The 19,504-nt window shown below is 62.7% G+C and carries 22 protein-coding genes; 10 read left to right on the top strand and 12 right to left on the bottom strand.

Annotated features, from left to right (window positions below; translation table 11 throughout):
* Positions 1 to 18 precede the first annotated feature (18 nt).
* The 5 genes from LMTR13_RS06805 to LMTR13_RS06785 form a co-directional block, all read right to left on the bottom strand.
* The gene (locus tag LMTR13_RS06805) at positions 19 to 870 is read right to left on the bottom strand and encodes a formate/nitrite transporter family protein (protein WP_065727217.1); all 852 of its coding nucleotides are present in this window, start codon (positions 868 to 870) and stop codon (positions 19 to 21) included.
* A 710-nt stretch (positions 871 to 1,580) separates the two neighbouring features.
* Positions 1,581 to 2,327: a transporter substrate-binding domain-containing protein gene (locus tag LMTR13_RS06800; protein ID WP_236843446.1), complete on the bottom strand. Its 747-nt coding sequence runs from the start codon at positions 2,325 to 2,327 to the stop codon at positions 1,581 to 1,583.
* Positions 2,328 to 2,442: 115 nt separating this feature from the next.
* Positions 2,443 to 3,105, bottom strand: a complete 663-nt coding sequence (locus LMTR13_RS06795) for an OmpA family protein (RefSeq protein ID WP_065727215.1) — start codon at positions 3,103 to 3,105, stop codon at positions 2,443 to 2,445.
* Positions 3,105 to 3,521: a hypothetical protein gene (locus LMTR13_RS06790; RefSeq protein ID WP_065727214.1), complete on the bottom strand. Its 417-nt coding sequence runs from the start codon at positions 3,519 to 3,521 to the stop codon at positions 3,105 to 3,107. The genes LMTR13_RS06795 and LMTR13_RS06790 overlap by 1 nt, the downstream gene beginning before the upstream one ends.
* Before the next feature lie 188 nt (positions 3,522 to 3,709).
* Positions 3,710 to 4,891, bottom strand: a complete 1,182-nt coding sequence (locus LMTR13_RS06785) for an MFS transporter (protein WP_065727213.1) — start codon at positions 4,889 to 4,891, stop codon at positions 3,710 to 3,712.
* Positions 4,892 to 4,959: 68 nt separating this feature from the next.
* Here LMTR13_RS06785 and LMTR13_RS06780 point away from each other — a divergent pair, with 68 nt between their 5' ends.
* From LMTR13_RS06780 to LMTR13_RS06770, 3 genes are all read left to right on the top strand, one after another.
* Positions 4,960 to 5,760 carry an AraC family transcriptional regulator gene (locus LMTR13_RS06780; RefSeq protein ID WP_065732485.1) on the top strand — a complete coding sequence of 267 codons (801 nt, stop codon included), beginning with the start codon at positions 4,960 to 4,962 and terminating at the stop codon, positions 5,758 to 5,760.
* Positions 5,761 to 5,961: 201 nt separating this feature from the next.
* Positions 5,962 to 7,314, top strand: a complete 1,353-nt coding sequence (locus LMTR13_RS06775) for a malonyl-CoA decarboxylase (RefSeq protein ID WP_065727212.1) — start codon at positions 5,962 to 5,964, stop codon at positions 7,312 to 7,314.
* Positions 7,315 to 7,387: 73 nt separating this feature from the next.
* A complete protein-coding gene (locus LMTR13_RS06770) occupies positions 7,388 to 7,786 on the top strand; it encodes a GNAT family N-acetyltransferase (RefSeq protein WP_236843295.1) in 399 nt (132 codons plus the stop codon).
* A gap of 159 nt (positions 7,787 to 7,945) precedes the next feature.
* On the opposite strand, the gene LMTR13_RS06765 is transcribed toward LMTR13_RS06770, so the two are convergent.
* The 7 genes from LMTR13_RS06765 to LMTR13_RS06735 all read right to left on the bottom strand — a co-directional run bounded on the left by LMTR13_RS06765 (position 7,946) and on the right by LMTR13_RS06735 (position 14,020).
* Positions 7,946 to 9,115: a mandelate racemase/muconate lactonizing enzyme family protein gene (locus LMTR13_RS06765; protein WP_065727210.1), complete on the bottom strand. Its 1,170-nt coding sequence runs from the start codon at positions 9,113 to 9,115 to the stop codon at positions 7,946 to 7,948.
* Positions 9,116 to 9,261: 146 nt separating this feature from the next.
* A complete protein-coding gene (locus LMTR13_RS06760) occupies positions 9,262 to 9,504 on the bottom strand; it encodes a DUF3297 family protein (RefSeq protein WP_065732484.1) in 243 nt (80 codons plus the stop codon).
* 17 nt (positions 9,505 to 9,521) lie between these two features.
* Positions 9,522 to 9,998, bottom strand: coding sequence for a glutathione peroxidase (locus tag LMTR13_RS06755; RefSeq protein ID WP_065727209.1), 477 nt, complete (start codon positions 9,996 to 9,998; stop codon positions 9,522 to 9,524).
* A 68-nt stretch (positions 9,999 to 10,066) separates the two neighbouring features.
* Positions 10,067 to 11,458, bottom strand: a complete 1,392-nt coding sequence (locus tag LMTR13_RS06750) for an amidase family protein (RefSeq protein ID WP_065727208.1) — start codon at positions 11,456 to 11,458, stop codon at positions 10,067 to 10,069.
* Positions 11,459 to 11,530: 72 nt separating this feature from the next.
* Complete coding sequence (locus LMTR13_RS06745) at positions 11,531 to 12,097, bottom strand: c-type cytochrome (protein WP_065727207.1); 567 nt, start codon at positions 12,095 to 12,097, stop codon at positions 11,531 to 11,533.
* Between the two features lie 149 nt (positions 12,098 to 12,246).
* Positions 12,247 to 13,569: a PQQ-dependent sugar dehydrogenase gene (locus LMTR13_RS06740; protein WP_418219755.1), complete on the bottom strand. Its 1,323-nt coding sequence runs from the start codon at positions 13,567 to 13,569 to the stop codon at positions 12,247 to 12,249.
* Between the two features lie 193 nt (positions 13,570 to 13,762).
* A complete protein-coding gene (locus LMTR13_RS06735) occupies positions 13,763 to 14,020 on the bottom strand; it encodes a DUF6894 family protein (protein ID WP_065727206.1) in 258 nt (85 codons plus the stop codon).
* 304 nt (positions 14,021 to 14,324) lie between these two features.
* Between LMTR13_RS06735 and pqqA the strand changes: the two genes are divergently transcribed.
* The 7 genes from pqqA to LMTR13_RS06705 all read left to right on the top strand — a co-directional run bounded on the left by pqqA (position 14,325) and on the right by LMTR13_RS06705 (position 19,458).
* Positions 14,325 to 14,405: a pyrroloquinoline quinone precursor peptide PqqA gene (pqqA, locus tag LMTR13_RS38715; protein ID WP_082637312.1), complete on the top strand. Its 81-nt coding sequence runs from the start codon at positions 14,325 to 14,327 to the stop codon at positions 14,403 to 14,405.
* A 143-nt stretch (positions 14,406 to 14,548) separates the two neighbouring features.
* Positions 14,549 to 15,478 carry a pyrroloquinoline quinone biosynthesis protein PqqB gene (gene pqqB / locus LMTR13_RS06730; protein ID WP_065727205.1) on the top strand — a complete coding sequence of 310 codons (930 nt, stop codon included), beginning with the start codon at positions 14,549 to 14,551 and terminating at the stop codon, positions 15,476 to 15,478.
* A gap of 20 nt (positions 15,479 to 15,498) precedes the next feature.
* The gene (gene pqqC / locus LMTR13_RS06725) at positions 15,499 to 16,266 is read left to right on the top strand and encodes a pyrroloquinoline-quinone synthase PqqC (RefSeq protein WP_156795965.1); all 768 of its coding nucleotides are present in this window, start codon (positions 15,499 to 15,501) and stop codon (positions 16,264 to 16,266) included.
* Positions 16,267 to 16,285: 19 nt separating this feature from the next.
* Complete coding sequence (gene pqqD / locus LMTR13_RS06720) at positions 16,286 to 16,597, top strand: pyrroloquinoline quinone biosynthesis peptide chaperone PqqD (protein WP_065727203.1); 312 nt, start codon at positions 16,286 to 16,288, stop codon at positions 16,595 to 16,597.
* On the top strand, positions 16,594 to 17,802 hold the full coding sequence (gene pqqE / locus LMTR13_RS06715) for a pyrroloquinoline quinone biosynthesis protein PqqE (protein ID WP_065727202.1): 1,209 nt from the start codon (positions 16,594 to 16,596) through the stop codon (positions 17,800 to 17,802). The genes pqqD and pqqE overlap by 4 nt, the downstream gene beginning before the upstream one ends.
* Positions 17,792 to 18,778 (top strand): prolyl aminopeptidase, encoded by a 987-nt coding sequence (gene pip / locus LMTR13_RS06710; protein WP_065727201.1) that lies wholly within the window; start codon positions 17,792 to 17,794, stop codon positions 18,776 to 18,778. The genes pqqE and pip overlap by 11 nt, the downstream gene beginning before the upstream one ends.
* Before the next feature lie 11 nt (positions 18,779 to 18,789).
* Positions 18,790 to 19,458 carry a DUF4286 family protein gene (locus LMTR13_RS06705; protein WP_065727200.1) on the top strand — a complete coding sequence of 223 codons (669 nt, stop codon included), beginning with the start codon at positions 18,790 to 18,792 and terminating at the stop codon, positions 19,456 to 19,458.
* Positions 19,459 to 19,504 lie beyond the last annotated feature (46 nt).

Raw genomic sequence — 19,504 nt, 5'->3', positions numbered from 1 at the left:
CCCATCCTCGTCCCAAGATCAAGCTGCAATGCGGGAAGACGGCCGCGAAGATGCGGCAGCCGACGCGCTGCGCGACGGACCGGTCTTCACGTGAGTGGCGTACAGTGTCAGGCCGGTGAAAGCGAGACCACCGACGAGGTTGCCGACCACGGTCGGAATCTCGTTCCAGAAGATGTAGTCCCACCAGGTGAACTTGCCGCCGAGCAGCAGGCCGGACGGGAACAGGAACATGTTCACGATCGAATGCTCGAAGGTCATGAAGAAGAACAGCATGATCGGCATCCACATCGCGATCACCTTGCCGCTGACGTGCGTGGAGATCATCGCACCCACGACGCCGGCCGAGACCATCCAGTTGCAGAGCATGCCGCGAACGAACAGCGTCAGCATGCCGGCCGCGCCGTGGTCGGCATAGCCGACGGTACGGCTCTCGCCGATCGTGCCGATCACCTGGCCTACCTTGTCCGGGGGCTGCGACCAGCCGAAGGTGAACACGATCGCCATCATCACGGCGACCGTGAACGCGCCGGCGAAATTGCCGATGAAGACAAGGCCCCAGTTGCGCAGCACGCCGCCGAGCGTCACGCCCGGACGCTTGTCGATCAGCGCCAGCGGCGCCAGCACGAACACGCCGGTGAGCAGATCGAAGCCGAGCAGATAGAGCATGCAGAAGCCGACCGGAAACAGCGCGGCGCCGACGATCGGCACGCCGGTCTGCACGTTGATGGTGATCGCAAAAGCCGCGGCGAGCGCGAGGATCGCACCGGCCATGTAGGCGCGGATGACCGTATCGCGCGTCGACATGAAGATCTTGGATTCTCCGGCGTCGACCATCTTGGTCACGAATTCCGAAGGCGCGAGATAGGCCATTCCAGTCCCCCTTTCGAGACAACGTTGAAGCGCGCCGGATGCTGCGCAGCCGTGCACCGATGAAGTGAAGAATCTTGCCGTCCTCGTGCGCGATGAATCCCGCGCCGCCTTTGAACGGCACGGAATGACGCAGGTCAGGCCCGATCAGGGACTTAGGATGCGCGAGCTATCGTAAGGTGGTCCCGAAGACTGCTCGAAGCGCCTCACGCGAGGCCGCTTGATCCCAACGCCTTCGGCCAACGCTGGCCTTGGCACTCCGAACGGACGGCAGTCGTCATTGACTGAGACAGGATTAAGCAATCGATGTGCCAACCCGAAATCGAGCGGCAGGCTCAAAAAAGGCGCGTAGTTCTACGTGGTTATGGCCCTATCGCGCGGTGCCCGGACGGGAACGGATGCCTTGTATTTGTGCAGTTGCACATATGTTAGCGCCTACCGCCGTGTCTCGTCGTTCTGGAGCGCGCGAAGCACGGAGCGATCCATTCGGCCTTTGCACAAGGTGCCGGGGAGATCGCGAAGTCATATTCCGTTGTCGTCACCCGCCGACGCGTCGCGCGAATGCGCACCCGATGACAGGCTCCGGCGGGTGATCCACTATTCCAGAGACAACAGTGATTGAACCGATAAGCCGCAGCGTACTGGATCCCCGCCTTCGCGGGGGATAACGGTGGTGTGTTGCGTCGCTACGTCCACGTCATTGCAATGACGGCCTATTTCGTCTGCGTCCGCACCGGCCGATCCTTCAGGCCGTTGTTGTCGTAGGCCTTGCGCAGCGTGCCGTTGGAGATCGCTTCATTCAGAAACCTGACCGCAAACGCCAGCGATAGCGGGCGATTGGGCGGCACCGCTACCGCCGTGACCGTTTGCTTGAATGTCTCCTCCAGCACGCGGGTACCGGGGATCTGCTTTGCCATCGCGTTGAGCTGGTCGCGCGACAGCGCGAACGCGTCGATCTCGCCGTTCTTGAGTAGGCCGAAAATTTCGTCGTAGGTCTGGTAGCCGGTCACCTTGGCGTTCTTCAAATGCGCGATCGCGCCGCGCATCGTGGTCGTGTTGTTGACGGCAGCGACCTTGACGCCGGGCTGATCGAGCGTCGCAAAATTCGTGATCGTCGAGCCAGGCTTGACGATGTAGGTCGCGTCCGCGACCTCGTAAATTGGCCCGAACGACATCCTGCCCTCCCGCTCGGGATCCTTAGGCAGGAAGGTAACATCCCAGGTGCCCTTCGACGCCGCATCGACGATCTGTCCGGAATTGTTGTGCGCGACATATTCGACGGGAACGCCGAGTTGCTCCGCCATCGCCTTGCCGAGATCGACCGGCACGCCGGCATAGCCGGTCTCGGTCCTGGTCGACCAGAACGCACCGCCGGCCGGGCTGATCGCGATCGCCACCCGCAGCTTCCCGGTCGGCGCAATCTCATCTTTCAAGGCATCCGCTGCAGCAGGCATCGTCATCATCACTGTCAATCCCAGCAGGAGACCGGCCGTTGCCGGAGAGAGTTGATTGAGCATCGGGAGCTCCTTCCCCAGCCGATCGCTTGCGTCGCATTCATCCCTTCACGGATGATGATCAGCGCTTCTTTTTTGCCGCAGCCGCGCCTTTTGGAGCCGCAGCCGGCGTTGCCGGCTCGGCCGGTTCGAACTTCCCGATCGCAATGATCTGGACCCGCGCATTGGCCGGCGACGCCGGACGGTTGGTATCCTGCAACTGTTCTTCGCCGAGACCAAGCGCCAGCAGCCGTTTCGGTGACACCTTGAAGGTGTTCACGAGAACGTCCCGGACCGAATCGGCGCGCCGCTGGCTCAGGATCAGATTGTGGTCGCGCCGCCCGGCAGCTTCGACGTGATCGACGATCAGATAGCGATAGGGGCGCAATTTTGGATCGGTCAGGGCGTCGGCGATGCTGCCCATCGTCTGGTAGGAGGCCGGCCGGATCAGGGAAGAGTCCTGGTCGAACACGACGTCGAAACGGACCTGCGGTAGTTTCGTCAATTGCGGCGCGATCGGCGGTCGCTTCTGCGGCTGGGCATCCGCTCTTGCCTTGATGCGATCGGCCGCCTGTTGGCGCAAGGCAGGTACATCAAGATCCGCCTCCGCTTCAACGGCAAGCTTTTCGATGATGTCTGCCGTCGACGTCGCCGTTTGTGCGCGCGCCGGCACCGTCGACAAGGTAAACAGAGCCGAGACGCCCAGCAAGAGACCGATGCCGCGCAGCTTCCTTACCCACTGCATCAGCGATACCCCGCAGCGCTAATCGCCTTGTTGCAGTTCGGGGTCGCCTTCTTGGTGGACTCCAGCAGACATTGCAGACCCTTGACGGGATCGTACCGAACCTCACCGCACAGCTTGTTCAATTCCCAATTGCACAGTTTTACAAGAGAGGTGCGCGCGGTAATGCGCTGCTGGATGGCGCCGAGGGCCTGGGGATAATCGGTCTTGCACTTCGCCGACACCACGTCCTGATTGCGGCCCAGGCATTCCTTGAGGCGCGTCGCGTCGAGATTGACGCCGCGGCAATTGTCGTCGATGTCCTTGCCGCAGCTCGCCGCGAGCATGGCCCCGGCCTCCTCGAATTTCATGGTCTGTGCCATCGCCAGCGAAGGCACAGATATCCCAATTATGAACAGGAAAAGCCGGATTCGGGTCATGCGCTCACCTCACACAAGGAGGGTGGCGATGGTCAAGTGTTCTGTTTGAGTTCACGGCCGGACAGTGGAGCTATTGCGCCGCAACAAATCGTCGCGGGTCGCAGGCACCGGTACCTCCGTTCGCCATGCCCGGCCTCGTGCCCACCTTCCATGAAGGAAAGTGCTGCATGATCAAGTGATTAGTTGTGTCACGGCGCGGTTTGCGCCGCCGGTACCTTGATCTCCCGCGGCAGGATGATCGCCGCCACGATCACCAAGAGGCACAGCGCGCCGAACGCCTGCAGCATGGTGACGAAGCCGCCTTTCTCGTAAAGCCAGGCCACCAGGCCGACGGAAGCGCCGGCCGCGGTGAAGCCGACGAAGTAGCGCACCGAATAGGCGCGCGAGCGCCATTCCTCGGTGGTGTACTTGCCAACCATGGCGTCGTTGACGGTGACCTGCCCAAACGCACCCATCACGATGCCGATGGAGGCGATAATCAGCGGCAGGTTCGATAGCGTCGCCGCGAAGTACATGAACGGCGCCAGCAGAAACGACAGCGGCAGCATCACGGTCTTCAGCGAATAATGGTCGATCAACTTGCCGATGGTATATTGCGTCATCGCGCCGAACACATAGACGCCGGCCGCGATGCCCCCGAGCAACGCCGGGCTGTCGGTCAAGCCGGCCAGCCGCTCGGCGAACAGTTTCGGCATCGCCACGGTGATGGCGTTGAACGTGGTGGATATCGCGATCACCACGATCAATAGCGCCAAAAACACCCGCCACATGTCTTCTTTCGCCACTCGCGCCTGTGCTGCGGCCTGCCTGGTGCCGGTTCGGTCCTCGTGCACCACCATCAGCGCAAAGGCTACGCCGATCAGGATCGTGACGATGCCCGGCGCGATGAAGGCCCAGCGCCAGCCGAGATATTGCCCGATTATGCCGGTGACCAGCGCCGAGGACGCCACGCCGAGATTGCCCCAGACGCCGTTCAGGCCCATCTCGCGGCCGAGCCTGTCGGCATAGGACACGATCATCGCGGTGCCGACCGGATGATAGATCGAGGCGAACAGGCCAATCGCCAGCAGCGCCGCGCCGAGTTGTAAAGGCGTCTGCACGAAGCCGACGGCAATCATCGACGCGCCGATGCCCAGAAAGAATATCACCATCATGTGGCGCCGGCTCCAGCGATCGCCGAGCCAGCCGGTGACGAGCGAGCCCGCGCCGAAGGCGACGAAGCCCGGGGTGGCGTAAGGCAATAGTTCCGAATAGGCCATGCCGAGCGCCGGACCCATGATGATGACGGCGGCGGCGAAGATCAGCATCGAATAGTGGTCGATGAAGTGGGCGGCGTTGACGAAAGTGATCACCCGGTTGGGGCTGTTCATGGTCGATTCCCGAATCCCGCAATTTTCCGAAATGGGTTATACGGGGTTGTCCTGACGGGATGTCGCCAATGAATATCGCCGAAAAGCCAATTGCCGCCATTATCGGGCGCCGCATCTCGACCGGCGACGGCATCCACTTGATCGCCAACGGCTACAAGAAGGGCGTCCGACTCGACACCCACATGCACCGCGAGGCGCAGCTCGTCTACGCGGCGAAGGGCACAATGCAGGTGACGACGCCGAAGGGCCGCTGGCTGGTGCCGCCGGACCGCGCGGTGTGGGTGCCGGCGCTATCGGAGCATGCGATCGACGTGCTCGCCGATATCGAGATGCGCACGCTCTATTTCGAACTCGACTGGCTGCAGCGCGAAGCGCGCAGCCATAGCCTGGACGCGGAATTCGTGGTACGGGTGTCGCCGCTCCTGCATCAGACCATCCTCGCGTTGTTCGACGATCGCGGCGACCGCGAGCGAACCGATCTTCTGCTGCGACTGGCCATGATGGAGCTCGACCAGGCGGAAGATTCCACAACCTTCATCCCGCTGCCGCGCGAGCCGCGCTGCCGGCGCGCCGCGGACATCGTGCTGACGGATCCAACCGGCGACCATGAGATCGAGACGCTGGCGCGCGAAGTCGGCACCTCGGTGCGGACGCTGTCGCGGCTGTTCTCGGCCGAGACGCAATTGAGCTTCAAGAGCTGGTGCCAGCGCGCCCGGATTGCGGCGGCGATCGAGAAGCTGTCGACGGACGCCGGCGTCTCGGTCAAACAGCTTGCCTCGGATTTGGGCTATGCCAGCGTGCCGGCGTTTTCCCATGCCTTCCGGCAAGTTACAGGAAAAACGCCGACGGAATTCGCCGGGAAGGAGTGAGGCGATGACATTGTATTGTCGTCATTGTCAGCGAAGCGGGTAATCCGGTATTCAGGGGGACAATGATTAACCAAACGGCCGCGGCGTACTGGATACCCCGCATGCGCGGGGTATGACGAACTAGACTTCTTGATTGTGATCGGCACCGACCTAAATCCCATGTAAGATTCCGCAAAACCCCCGCTGGATTCGACCCGCCACATGGCCAATGCCTTTTTTTCCGATCTTCTCGCGACGATATCAGAACGCGGCCGCACGCTGCTGCGGCGGGCGGGACCTTCCGACGACGGCCAGGACGCCGCCGGGCTGATCGAATTATGCGAAGCCCTGCTGTCGGGCCGCGGCGAAGCGTCCGGCACCGCGATGGCGCGCGACGTGCTCGATCGCTACCACGACCTCGACGCCGCCGGCCGGCTCACCTTCTTCGAAACGTTGGCGCGCAACTTCGGTCCCGACCGCGAGAAGCTGTCGCAGGCGATCGAGAACTGGCGCAGCCAACCGAATGACAGCGACGCCAGCGACCTTCATTTCGCTTCCGAGCCGCGCCGGCAGGAATTGGTCCGCCGCCTCAACCGCGCGCCCGGCGGCACCAGCGATCTGGTGGCGATGCGCGCCGACCTGCTTTCCCTGATGAAGGGCAACAAGGATCTGGCCGCGCTCGACCGCGACGTGGTGCATTTGCTGTCTTCTTGGTTCAACAGGGGATTTCTCGTGCTGCGGAGGATAGACTGGTCGACGCCGGCCAATATTCTGGAACAGATCATTCGCTATGAAGCGGTGCACGAAATCCGCGACTGGAACGATTTGCGCCGCCGCATCGATCCCGTCGACCGGCGTTGCTACGCCTTCTTTCATCCGCAACTCAACGACGAACCGCTGATTTTCGTCGAGGTTGCGCTGACAGAGACGATTCCAACCGCGATTGCGCCGCTGCTCGCCGCCGAGCGCCAGCCGGTGCCGATCGAGCGCGCGCGCACCGCGGTGTTCTATTCGATTTCGAACACGCAGAAAGGGCTTGGCGGCATTTCCTTCGGCAGCTTCCTGATCAAGCAGGTGGTCGAGGAGTTGCGGCGCGAATTGCCGAAGCTCGACACGTTCATCACGCTGTCGCCGGTGCCGGGCTTCATGCAATGGCTAAAACAGGCCGACGATGTTCCGGTGAGCGACGAGGAACGGACCCTGCTGGAGGCCCTCGACAAGCCGGACTGGTTCGAGAATGCTGAACTGACCGCGCAACTGCGCGCCGTGCTGGAGCCGCTGGCGGCGCACTATTTCCTGAAAGCCCGCACACCGAAGGGCCGGCTGGTGGATTCCGTGGCCCGCTTCCACATCGGCAACGGCGCGCGGCTGGAGAAGATCGACTGGCTCGGCGACCTCTCGCCCAAGGGCCTGCGGGAATCTGCCGGGATCATGGTCAATTACCTCTACCGGCTCGAGGACATCGAGAAGAACCACGAGGCCTACGCCAATCAGGGCGAGATCGCAGCGTCAAGTGCGGTGAAGAAACTGCTCAAGACCGAGGGACGGCGGCTCCTGGATATGCGGCTGTCGTAGAGCGGCGTTTCTTTCGCAACACCCCATTTGGACCCATGCTGCGATGATCGACTGGAGCGATAGCCGAGAGGGCGTGGACTGGCATGAGCTGGAGGCGCTGTATCGCGCGGCCCCGCTCGGCAACAAGAACGCGGCCGATCTCGAGGTCGTCTTCGGCAACAGCATGTTCTGCTGTTTTGCCCGCGACAACGGCCGCCTCGTTGGCGCAGGTCGGGTTCTGGCTGACGGGCGCGACTGCGCCTATCTTTGCGACGTCGCGGTTCTGCCGAGCCATCAGGGAACAGGTCTCGGAAAACAGCTTATCGAAAGGCTGCTCGCCAAATCGCAAGGACACGCCAAGATCATCCTGTATGCAGTCGCCGGCCGCGAGCCGTTGTATGCAAAGTTCGGATTCCTGCGGATGAAGACGGCGATGGCGATTTTCAGGAACAGGCAGTCAGCGATCGACAAGGGGCTGTTGTCCGAGGCCTGACTCCCATACCCCCTGCTGTCATGCCCGCCACCGGGTCTCGCCTTCGGCGAGCCCGATGACAGGCTCCGGCGGGCATCCAGTAGCCGCTGGCGCCAGCGACAGAATGGAAGGGCCGCGGCGTACTGGATCGTCCGCCTTCGCGGACGATGACAACGTGCGTCACTCCGTGAGCGCCCTCATCTCCCTGTAGAGATCGGATTTCCCCTCGAATCCGATGCCGGGCAGGTCGGGCATGGTGATGTGGCCGTTCTCGACACGGACGCCGTCCGGGAAGCCGCCATAGGGCTGGAACAGGTCGGGATAGCTCTCGTTGCCGCCGAGGCCGAGGCCGGCGGCGATGTTGAGCGACATCTGGTGGCCGCCATGGGGAATGCAGCGGCTCGGCGACCAGCCGTGGGTCTTCAGCACTGCCAGCGTGCGCTGGTATTCGCACAAGCCGTAGGACAGCGCGCAGTCGAATTGCAGCCAGTCGCGATCGGGCCGCATGCCGCCATAGCGGATCAGGTTTTTCGCGTCCTGATGGCTGAACAGGTTTTCGCCGGTTGCCATGGCTGCGGGATAGAATTCGGCTAATGCGGCCTGCAGCGCGAAGTCGAGGGGATCGCCCGCCTCCTCGTACCAGAACAGCGGATACTCCCGCAGCATCTTTGCGTAGGCAATCGCAGTTTCCAGATCGAACCGGCCGTTGGCATCGACGGCGAGCTGCGCGTCCTTGCCGATCTCCTTCAGCACGGCCTCGATGCGCTCGCGGTCTTCCGCGATCGGCGCTCCGCCGATCTTCATCTTGACGACGTTGTAGCCGCGGTCGAGATAGCCGCGCATCTCGCCGCGCAGCGCCGACAGATCTTTGCCGGGATAATAATAGCCGCCGGCGGCGTAGACGAACACGCGCGGATTGGCCTCTCGGCCATGGCGCTCGGCAAGCAATCTGAACAGTGGCTTTCCTGCGATCTTCGCCACCGCGTCCCACACCGCCATGTCGATGGTGCCGACGGCGACCGAGCGCTCGCCATGGCCGCCCGGCTTTTCGTTCGACATCATCGCCGCCCAGACCTTGTCGGGGTTGAGATTGTCACCGGACGCATCGAGCAGGCTCTTGGGATCGGCCTCCTTCAACCGCGGCGCAAAGCGTTCGCGGATCAGCCCGCCCTGCCCGTAACGGCCGTTGGAATTGAAGCCGTAGCCGACGACGCGCTTGCCGTCGCGCACGACGTCGGTGACGACGGCGACGAGGCTCGTCGTCATCTTGGTGAAATCGATATAGGCGTTGCGGATCGGCGAGGCGATCGGTTTTGTGATCTCGCAGACGTCGACGACGCGGACGGTCATGAGGTTCGGCTTTCCAAGGTGGTCTATCTACTCGTCATGCGCGGGCTTGTCCCGGGCATCCACGTCTTCTTTGTTACGGCGGCAAAGACGTGGATGGCCGGGACAAGCCTGGCCATGACGACATCAAAAGCCGCGCACAAAAAGCCTCACTTCTTGTCGCGGAAATACGGCTCGACCGGGCCGTGCACCTTGATCGTCAACGGATTGCCATGGCGATCCCTGGCATTGCCGGCGGTGACGCGCACCCAGCCCTCGCTGATGCAATATTCCTCGACATTGGTTTTCTCCACGCCCTTGAAGCGAATGCCGACGTCGCGCGCGAGGATCTCGGCGTTGTAGTACGGGCTGCTCGGATCGACCGAGAGACGGTCGGGAAATTGGTCGCTCATTGCTTTGTTGGTCTCGCTCACAGCAGTGCCTCGATTTCTCTTCTAATTCCCTCGGGCGTCGCGGTCGGCGCGTAGCGCCCGACCACCCTGCCCGAGCGGTCGACCAGGAATTTGGTGAAATTCCATTTGATCGAAGAACCCAACAGTCCCGATTTCGCATTCTTCAGATGGTTGAACAACGGATGCGCATGGCTGCCGTTGACATCGATCTTGGCGAACATCGGAAACGTCACGTCATACTTGCCCGCACAGAATTGCTCGATCTGTTTGGCGTCGCCCGGCTCCTGCCCGCCGAACTGATTGCAGGGAAAGCCGAGCACCGCAAAGCCGCGCGGCGCCAGTTCACGATGCAGTTGCTCCAGGCCCTTGTACTGCGGCGTGAACCCGCAGGCGCTCGCAGTATTGACGATCAGGAGCACCTGACCTTCAAACCGCTTCAGCGGAACGTCTTCTCCGGCAAGCGACTGCGCCGTGAAATCATAAACGCCTGGCATGACCCTCTCGATTGTTACCGGAGCATGATCCTATCCGAAAACCGATGCCCACTTTTCGGGATCATGCTCTAGCCGGCAGGATCGATCGCTGCCGAAGGCGTTCCGCCGGCTTCCACCGCCTCGCCTGCGGCGAGACAAAGGTCTTCGCGGTAGCGCCCGGAAACCAGTTGCACGCCGACGGGAACGCGTCCGACCAGCCCGGTCGAAACCGTTAGCCCGGGCAGGCCCATGAAGGGAATGGCGATCTGCGGCAATTGCGCATGCCAGACGCGCGCAAACGACGCCTCGTCCTTGCGGTCGAGCTGATCTGGGAACGGCAATTCGCCCGAAACCGGCATCAGCAGCACGGCATATTGTTCGAAGAACGCCAGCCATTCGCGCGTCAGCGTCGCGCGCCGGGTCAGCGCTTTCGGCAGGTCGAAAGGATGCACCTTGGCGCGGTTGCCGCGAAGGCACGCCAGCGCGCCGGGATCGCCTTCGCGCTCGGCGGCCTCCAACTGCGCCTCATAGCCGTCGCCGAGCCAGAGTTTTGTCTGCAGATCGGCGGCCTCTCGCAGCGGCGGCGTGTCGGCGATCTCCTCGACGATCCAGCCCGCGCGCTCAAGCCGCTTGCCGGCGTCCGCCACCGCAGCCCTCACTTCGGGCACGGGATCGAGGCCGCCAGGGTTGATGCACATCGCAACGCGCTTCGGCATCGCGGGTCCTTCGAGCGGCGCCGGCACCCACCAGGGATCGCGGTAGTCCCGCGCCGACATCGCGGCCAGCGCGATCCTGATATCGCCGATGGTGCGCGCTAGGGGTCCGGAGACCGCGCTGATCTGCGGCCCGATCGGCCGTTCGGGCAGCGCCGCGTTAAACGCCGCGATGCGTCCCATGGTCGGCCGCAGCCCGTGCACGCCACAGGCGTAAGCCGGATAGCGGATCGATCCCGCAATGTCGGTGCCGTGCGCGATATGCCCGATGCCGGCCGCGACCGCAGCCCCCGCGCCGCCGGACGAGCCGCCCGGCGTGATGCCGGGGTCGCGGGGATTCTTGGTGTCGCCATGGATGAGATTGGTGGTGAACCAGCGATAGGAGAACGCCGGACAGTTGGTGCGCCCAAGAATGACAGCGCCGGATTTACGCAAATTGTCGATCACCGGGCTGTTGCTCTTGGCGATGGCATCGCGCTGCAGCTTGAGCCCGTTGGTGGTGGCAAAGCCTTGCTGGTCGATATTGACCTTCACCGTGACAGGCACGCCGCCCAGCGGACCGGCATCTTCGCCGCGCGCGATCGCGGCATCGATGGCGGCAGCCTGTGCCAGGACGTCTTCGGACCTGTGGTCGATGACGGCGTTGATCTTGGGGTTGACCGCATCCAGCCGCGCCAGTGCCGCGGTCGCAGCCTCCTTTGCCGAGACTTTCTTCGACTTGATCAGCGAGGCCATTTCCGCAGCCGACAGGCGCCATAGATCTTGCATGCAAAAACTCCATCCGATTGCCGCCCTTGTAGCGCCGGGCGCCGTGCAATGCCAGCGGGGACGCGGCCGGTTTTAGCGCATATGGGCGATGTAATAGGCGAGATCGGCAATCTGCCCTGGCGAGATCGGCGCCATCACGTCGGCCATGCTGGCGTCATAGCCGTGGCGGCTATTGTCCTTGTACTCGGCCAGTGTCTTGGCGAGGTAATACTCGCGCTGGTTGGCGATGCGCGGGACGTTCTCCTTGCCGGACAAATCCGGATTGTGGCAGCTATCGCAGCGGTGCTGTTGCACCAGCGCCTGGCCGCGCTGCATGCGCGCTGGATCGCCATTTTCCCCTGGCGGCTCAGGCTTCGGCATCTTGGCGATGAAGTCCGCGAAAAGGCGAAGGTCGTCGTCGGCCAGCGGCTTCGCCATTTCGTTCATCGGCTCGAAGACGCGCAGCTTCTCGCGGAACATGAAGAGCTGGATCAGCGAATAAGGTGCGTGCTGCGCACCGAGCGAAGGCGTGTTTTCGGTTTGGGATTGGCCGTTTTCGCCGTGGCAGGCGAGACACGGCGCGATGCGTTGTTCGATGGTTTGGGCTGATACGGACGTTGCAGTCAACGCAAATGCCAGTGCAGCTATTGTCCTACGCATCGGCCATTCCCGGCATTTCGTCGTTCCGGGGCGATGCGAAGCATCGAACCATGGTGCGCAATTGCGCACCTGAGAACCCCGAGATTCCGGGTCTGGTGCTTACGCACCATCCCGGAATGACTGCTATTGGCAAAAGGCGAGTTCGCGATCTACTTCCCCGCCGTCTTCGGCTTGCCGTGGGTGATACGATAGACGGCGCCGTTGTAGTCGTCGGAGACCAGGAGCGAGCCGTCCTTCATCTGCAGCACATCGACCGGGCGGCCGATGTATTTGTTGTCCTCGAGGAAGCCGGTGAGAAACGGCTCCATCGACTTCATGGTACCGTCCTTGTTGAGCTTGGCGATGACGACGTCGCCGCCGACCTTCCTGGAGCGGTTCCAGGAGCCGTGCCGGGCGATGATCGCCACGTTCGTGTAGGTTTTCGGGAACATATTGCCGGTGTAGAAGCGCATGCCGAGCGCGGCGGAATGTGGACCCAGGAGACCCACCGGCGCGGTGTATTCGTCGCAGGATTTACCCCAGCCGAATTCGGGATCGACGATGTTGCCCTGCAGGCAGAACGGCGCGCCGAAATGTTCGCCGACTTTGGTGATGCGGTTGAGCTCGTCCTCGGGCACGTCTTCCGACATCCAGTCGCGGCCGTTGTCGGTGAAGTAGAGCTGCTTGGTCTGCGGATGCCAGTCGAAGCCGACAGTGTGGCGCACGCCCCGGGCGATTACTTCCGCGCCCGAACCGTCGAGATTCATCCGGCGGATCAGGCCATGCTCGTCATCGTTGAGCACGTTGTTGCCGGGCTGGCCGACGGGAGCGTAGAGCTTGTTGTCGGGACCGATGGCGATGAACTTCCAGCCATGGGCCTCATCCTTCGGCAGTTTGTCGAAGATCACGGTTGGCTTCGGCGGGTTATCCAGATTGTCTTCGACCTTCTCGATCTTGGAGATCTTGGACAGTTCGGCGATGTAGAGCGTGCCGTCCTTGAAGGCGACGCCGTTCGGCCGGTACAGGCCGGAAGCCAGCACCTTGACCTCGCGTTTGCCGTCCTTGTTGACGATGGCGTAGACCTTGTCGACAAGGCGGCTGCCGACGAACACCGTGCCCTTGTCGCCGAGCGCGAGCGAGCGGGCATTCGCCATGCCGGCGGCATAAACTTCGATGTTGAAGCCGGCCGGCACCTTGAGCCTTGCGGTGGGCAATTTGTCCGGTGCGGCCGGGATCGGCGGCGGCGCAATCGGCGCCAACTTGGCGGCGGCATCGTTGCCCGCGGGACGCCCGATCAGCGGCGAGCCCGGCGGAAGCGAGGGCGAGGCCGCAGTACCGGCGGGCGGCGGCGCGCCGGCGGCTGGCGCCGGAGAGGGCTGCTGGACTGCCGGCGGCGGTTCGGCGGACTGCTGGGCAGCGGCGCTTAGCGTGAAGGCAGTCAAGAAGGCACCGGACAGCAACAGGCTGCGCGGCACCGACACGTAGTTCATCATGCGCGTTCTCCCTGACGGAGCCTTTCTCGTCGCGCGGGCTCGTCGCGCGGGTCGAGATGACGCCAGCGCCGGAGGCTCTCGGCGGCACTCTCCAGATTTGTCTGCACGTGCGCAATTTGGAAAAATACCGCTCGCAAGTTGCACTGCCGAAACGAACGGCAATGCAAAGCGTTCCATCGACTTCCCCGCGCCGTCAGTGCCTGGTGATGGGGCCGCCAGGCGCATCGAGAATCGCCTCGGCGAACGGAAACTCCAGCACGATCTCGCCATCGTCGTCGGTGACTTCGATGGTGGCACTGAGAAGCACACCGTCGGCGCCATCGGTCTTGAGCAGTTCCCGGATCATGGCACGCGCCATTTCCCAAGCGCGGTCGGGATCCCTGAGCACTTCGCCGTCGGGATCGGAAATCAGCTCATCGCCGATACGGGTGTTGAAGTAATATCGCGGCATCGGCGGAAACCTGACTCCTTGAGCCCCGCAACCGGTAGGCCCTGTCTCACAAGTTTTCTTTATCCGGAGCCGGCAGCGCTCCGTCGCACTCAGAATTGCCATTCGCGGTGGTGCGAACAACCGCGAAACGCTTGATCCCACGCTGTTTTGACCAAGGCCCTCCGCACAACTCCGTGAATTCTTCTTCGCGGCGCAGCATAAACAAAATGGGGTTCCAGGCAAAAGATTTAACTGGCGAACTTTTTGATCCGCAGTACCTTAACAAGCGAGGGCGGAGTCCGTCCGGTAGCAAAAGGAGCGACAAATGGCCTGGAAGGCACCAAAAATCGCCGAAGTATCGGTCGGCATGGAAATCAACATGTATATGTGCGCCACCCGCAAGTAATCGGTAGCGCGTATCAAATCTCACGCAGGTGGACTTCCGGGCTCGACACGTTCTGCGAGAGCGGAGCGGTGTCCGAGGCTGGTATCCACCTCGTGGCCTTTTTGGTTTGTACCTTCGAGTTTCGAATCTCCAGGAGACGGATCATGCTTCGCGTCGTCGTCCTGGGCGCCGCGGCTGGCGGTGGTGTTCCGCAGTGGAATTGCGGATGTCCGGTGTGCCGGAAAGCACGAAGCGACCATCCTGAATTGCGGAGCACCCAGGCTTCGATCGCGGTGAGCGCCGACGGCGAGCACTGGTTTCTCGTCAACGCCTCGCCCGACCTGCGCCAGCAGGTGATCGCGACGCCGCAGCTTCATCCCCGGGCGGGAGAGCTCAGGCACAGCCCGATCGCCGGCGTGATCCTGACCAATGGCGAAATCGATGCAGTCGCGGGGCTGCTGTCGATGCGCGAGGGTTCGCCGTTTACGCTCTATGCGCATGAGCGAGTCCTTGCGATTTTGCGATCGAACAGCATCTTTAACGTGCTGGGCGAAAACAACGTGAAGCGGCGGCCGATCGAGGTCGACAAGGCGTTCGAGCCCGCTTTGCCCGACGGCTCGCCATCCGGCGTGGAAATCCTGCCCTTCGCGGTTCCCGGCAAGGGCGCGTGGTATCTCGAAGGCAAAGCGCATCCGGCGGGTGGCGACGGCGCGGGCGACACGCTGGGCTTGCGGATTCTGCACAAGGGAAGCGGCAAGTATTTCTATTTCCTGGCCGCCTGCGCGCGCGTGACCGATGATCTCAAATCGCGCCTTTCGGGCGCTGCACTGGTTTTCTTCGACGGCACCGTGTGGCGCGACGATGAACTGATCGCAGCCGGCCTCGGCACCAAGACGGGACAAAGCATGGGCCATATTTCGATGTCGGGCGATCATGGCGCGATCGAGAGCCTCGCCGATCTCGACGTCGGAACGAAGGTGTTCCTGCATATCAACAACTCGAACCCCGCTCTGCTGCGCGGCTCGGATGAGCGCAAGGCCGTGGAGCAGGCTGGCTGGCACATCCCCGCTGACGGAACGGAGATCAAGCTGTGAACGTCGTCGCTGCACCCGGAATGACCGCCTTCTCGATCGGCAAGGGCATGACGCTCAACAGCGCCGAGGAACTGGAGGCGACGCTGCGCCATATCGGCGCGACGCGCTATCACAGCCTGCATCCGTTCCATCGGTTGTTACACGGCGGCAAGCTCAACAAGGGGCAGGTGCAGGCCTGGGCGCTGAACCGCTATTATTACCAGAGCACGATCCCGCTGAAGGATGCGATGGTGATCTCCCGGTTCCGCGACCGCGCCACCCGGATCGAATGGCGGCACCGCATCGAGGACCATGACGGCGACGCGGGCAGCGAAGGCGGCATCGAGCGCTGGCTCAAGCTGACCGAAGGCCTCGGCCTCGACAATGCTTATGTGGAATCGACCGAAGGCATCCTGCCGGCAACGCGATTTGCGGTGGAGGCCTATGTGCATTTCTGCCGCGACAAGACGCCGCTGGAGGCGATCGCTTCCTCGCTTACGGAACTGTTCGCGCCGAACCTGCACGAGGAGCGCATCTCGGGGATGCTGCAGCACTATGATTTCGTCAACCCCGATATCATGAGCTATTTCAGCCGCCGCCTGACGCAGGCCCCGCGCGATGCCGGTTTTGCGCTGGAATACGTCAAGACGAACGCAAAGACGCCGGCGGAGCGCGAGGCGGTCTGCAACGCGCTGATCTTCAAGACCAATGTGCTATGGGTTCAGCTCGACGCGCTGTATCATGCCTATGTCGAGGGCCACATCCCGCCCGGCGCGTTCGTGCCCCAAGGAAACTTACAAGGAAACTGACAAAGGGAACCAGTTATCGATGGCGTTGAGCCGCAACATCAGTGTCAACGAGGCGAGCCGGCCGAAATTGCCGCGGCACGCCCGGCTGAAATTCGATGAGACGCGGCAGGTCTGGGTGATCCTGGCGCCCGAGCGGGTGCTGGCGCCGGATGAGATCGCGGTCGAGGTGCTGCAGCTCTGCGATGGCGTGCGCAGCGTCGCCGATATGGTCGACCAGCTCGCCGCCAAATACGCCGCCCCGCGCGAGGCGATTTTGACCGACGTCATTGCGATGCTGCAGGACCTCGCCGACAAGGGATTTCTGACCGAAGCGCGTGAGAAGACGTCATGAGCGACATTCTCGCAGACGGCAAAACTGCCGGCGCCGCGCCCAGTGACGGGCTCGCGGTGCTTGAGCAGAAGCGTTCGACCGCGGAGACGTTCGGCATTCCGCTTGCCGTGCTTGCCGAGCTGACGCACCGCTGCCCGCTGCAATGCCCCTATTGCTCCAATCCGATCGAGCTCGACCGCGGCGGCAGCGAACTCACCACCGACGAATGGAAGAAGGTGCTAAGCGAGCTCGCCGAAATCGGCGTGCTGCAAATCCATTTCTCCGGCGGCGAGCCGACCGCGCGCAAGGACCTGGTGGAGCTGGTGCAGCACGCAACCGATGTCGGGCTATACAGCAACCTCATTACGTCGGCGGTACTGTTGACCAAGGAAAAACTGTCCGCGCTCGCTGATGCCGGGCTTTGCCATGTGCAGATCAGTTTCCAGGGCAACGAGCCCATCGTGGCCGATCGCGTCGCCGGATTGAAGAATGCGCATGAGAAGAAGATCGAAGCCGCAAAGTGGACGCGCGAGCTCGACCTGCCGCTGACGGTCAACGCGGTCATGCACCGCCAGAACCTGCACCAGCTCTCCGACATCATCCAGATGGCGGTCGATCTCGACGCCGACCGGCTGGAAGTCGCCAACGTGCAGTACTATGGCTGGGCATTGAAGAACCGCGCCGCCTTGATGCCGACGCTCGAACAGATCGAGGAGACCAGCCGCATCGTCGAGGAAGCCACGACGCGCCTGAAGGGCATTCTCGCCATCGACTATGTCGTTCCGGATTATTACGCGCTGCGGCCGAAGAAATGCATGGGCGGCTGGGGCCGGCAGTTCTTCAACATCTCGCCCGCCGGCAAGGTTCTCCCCTGCCACGCGGCGGAAAGCATCACCGGGCTGGAATTCGAATCCGTCCGCTCAAACCATTCGATCGCCTGGATCTGGCAGAACTCCGAAGCCTTCAACCGCTATCGTGGCACCGGCTGGATGCCCGAGCCATGCAAGAGCTGCGAGTTCCGCGAAATCGATTTCGGCGGCTGCCGTTGCCAGGCTTTTGCGCTGACGGGTGACGCCGGCAATACCGATCCGGCCTGCACGCTGTCGCCGATGCACGAGCAGATATTCAAGGACGCCGAACGCGAGGCTGCCGCGCATCAGGACCGCTTCCTCTACCGCAATTTCGCCGGCGGCACGCTGGAGACGGAAGGCGAGCATGGCGCCTGATGCCGATGCCGGCAAATCCATCAAGCGCGCCGACCCCTTTGCGCCGCTGACGTCGGAGCAGCTCGCGGTCGGCGACGGTCACGATATTTATGTCGAAAGCGTCGGCCGCCTCGGTGGCATTCCTGCCGTCTATCTGCATGGCGGGCCCGGCAGCGGCTGCCAGCCGGATCATCGCCGGCTGTTCGATCCGGAGCGCTTCCATGCCGTGCTGTTCGATCAGCGCGGTGCCGGCCGCAGTCGTCCCAAGGGCGGCCGCGAGGCCAACACGCTGCCGCATCTGATCGCCGACATGGAAATGATCCGCGAGAAATTCGGCTTCGAGCACTGGCTGGTCGTCGGCGGCTCCTGGGGCGCGACGCTGGCGCTGGCCTACGCGCAGGCCCATCCCGACCGCATCAGCGGCATCGTGCTTCGCGCTACTTTCCTGGGCACGACCGAGGAAATCGAAAACGGTTTTCTCAAGGTGCTGCCGCGGTTCTATCCCGGGCTATACGACAACTTCATGAGCGTGCTGGGGGAAGGCGAGCGCGCGCAACCGCTGCAGGCCTATTTCCGCCGCATCCTCGATTCCAATCCCGACGTCCATATTCCCGCCGCGAGGGCATGGGGCGAAACCGAACGCATTCTTTCCGAACACACCCCAAACCGCACGCGTCTCGATCTGTCGGCGCTGAATTCGTCGCGTAACATGCCGACGACGCCATTCATGGAAGCGCACTATTTTGCCAATGACTGCTTCATGCAGCCGAACCAGTTGTTACGCGACGCGAGCAGACTTGCCGGCATCCCCGGCATCATCGTGCAGGGCCGCTATGATCTGCTGTGCCCGCCCGCGACCTCGCACGCGCTTGCAGCAGTTTGGCGCGAGGCCGAAATCCGTTTCGTCGAAGGCGCCGGCCACACTCTGTACGATCCCGGCGTTCGCGATGCCGTGATGAAGGCGATCGCCGATATGGCGTCCCAAACCAACAAATAGGAATCAAGAAAATGCCGATCGCCGGAAAGGGCATGTTGCTGACGTCGATGAATATCGATGCCGAGCACGAAGTCGAATTCAATCGCTGGTACGACCGCGAACACCTCGAAGAGCGCGTTGCGATCGAAGGTTTTCTCGAAGCGCGCCGCTATGTCGCGCATGACGGCAATCCGAAATATCTCAGCCTCTATTCCACCGAGACCTTTGAGGTGCTGGACAGCCCGGCCTATCGTGCCGCGCTGGCGAACCAGACGGCGTGGTCGATGACCAACATCGCGCGTTTCAAGAACATGATCCGCGCGGTCGCACGCATCACGGTCAGCCGCGGCACCGGCCGCGGCTCGGCGCTGGGCATCGTCAGGCTGCGTCCCCCGTCCGGCGGCGAGGACAAGCTGCGCGTTGCGCTCGACGAGCAACTCGATCCCGCGCAACTCGACGGGATCATATCCGTGCACCTGATCGAGAGCGACCCGGCGCTGTCGAAGCCGATCACCGACGATCCCTCCGCATCCGATCCCGGCGCCGGCGACTGGTTCGTGCTGATCGATGCCACCGACGTTGGCGCGCTGCCGGCGGCGATGCTGCACTTCAGCGGCAATATCGCATTGAAGCCGCTGACGATCTCGAGCAGCACCTACCGACTGATGTGGGATCTGGCGAAGAGCGATATCGGCGGCTGATCGGCGTCGCGAAACGCTTGGCGGCCGGGCAGCTTCCCGATATCGT

This window comes from Bradyrhizobium icense (genome assembly GCF_001693385.1).
GTDB classification, from domain to species: domain Bacteria; phylum Pseudomonadota; class Alphaproteobacteria; order Rhizobiales; family Xanthobacteraceae; genus Bradyrhizobium; species Bradyrhizobium icense.
The sequence above is the reverse complement of the archived record's forward strand: the minus strand, read 5'-3'. Positions and strand labels throughout refer to the sequence as shown.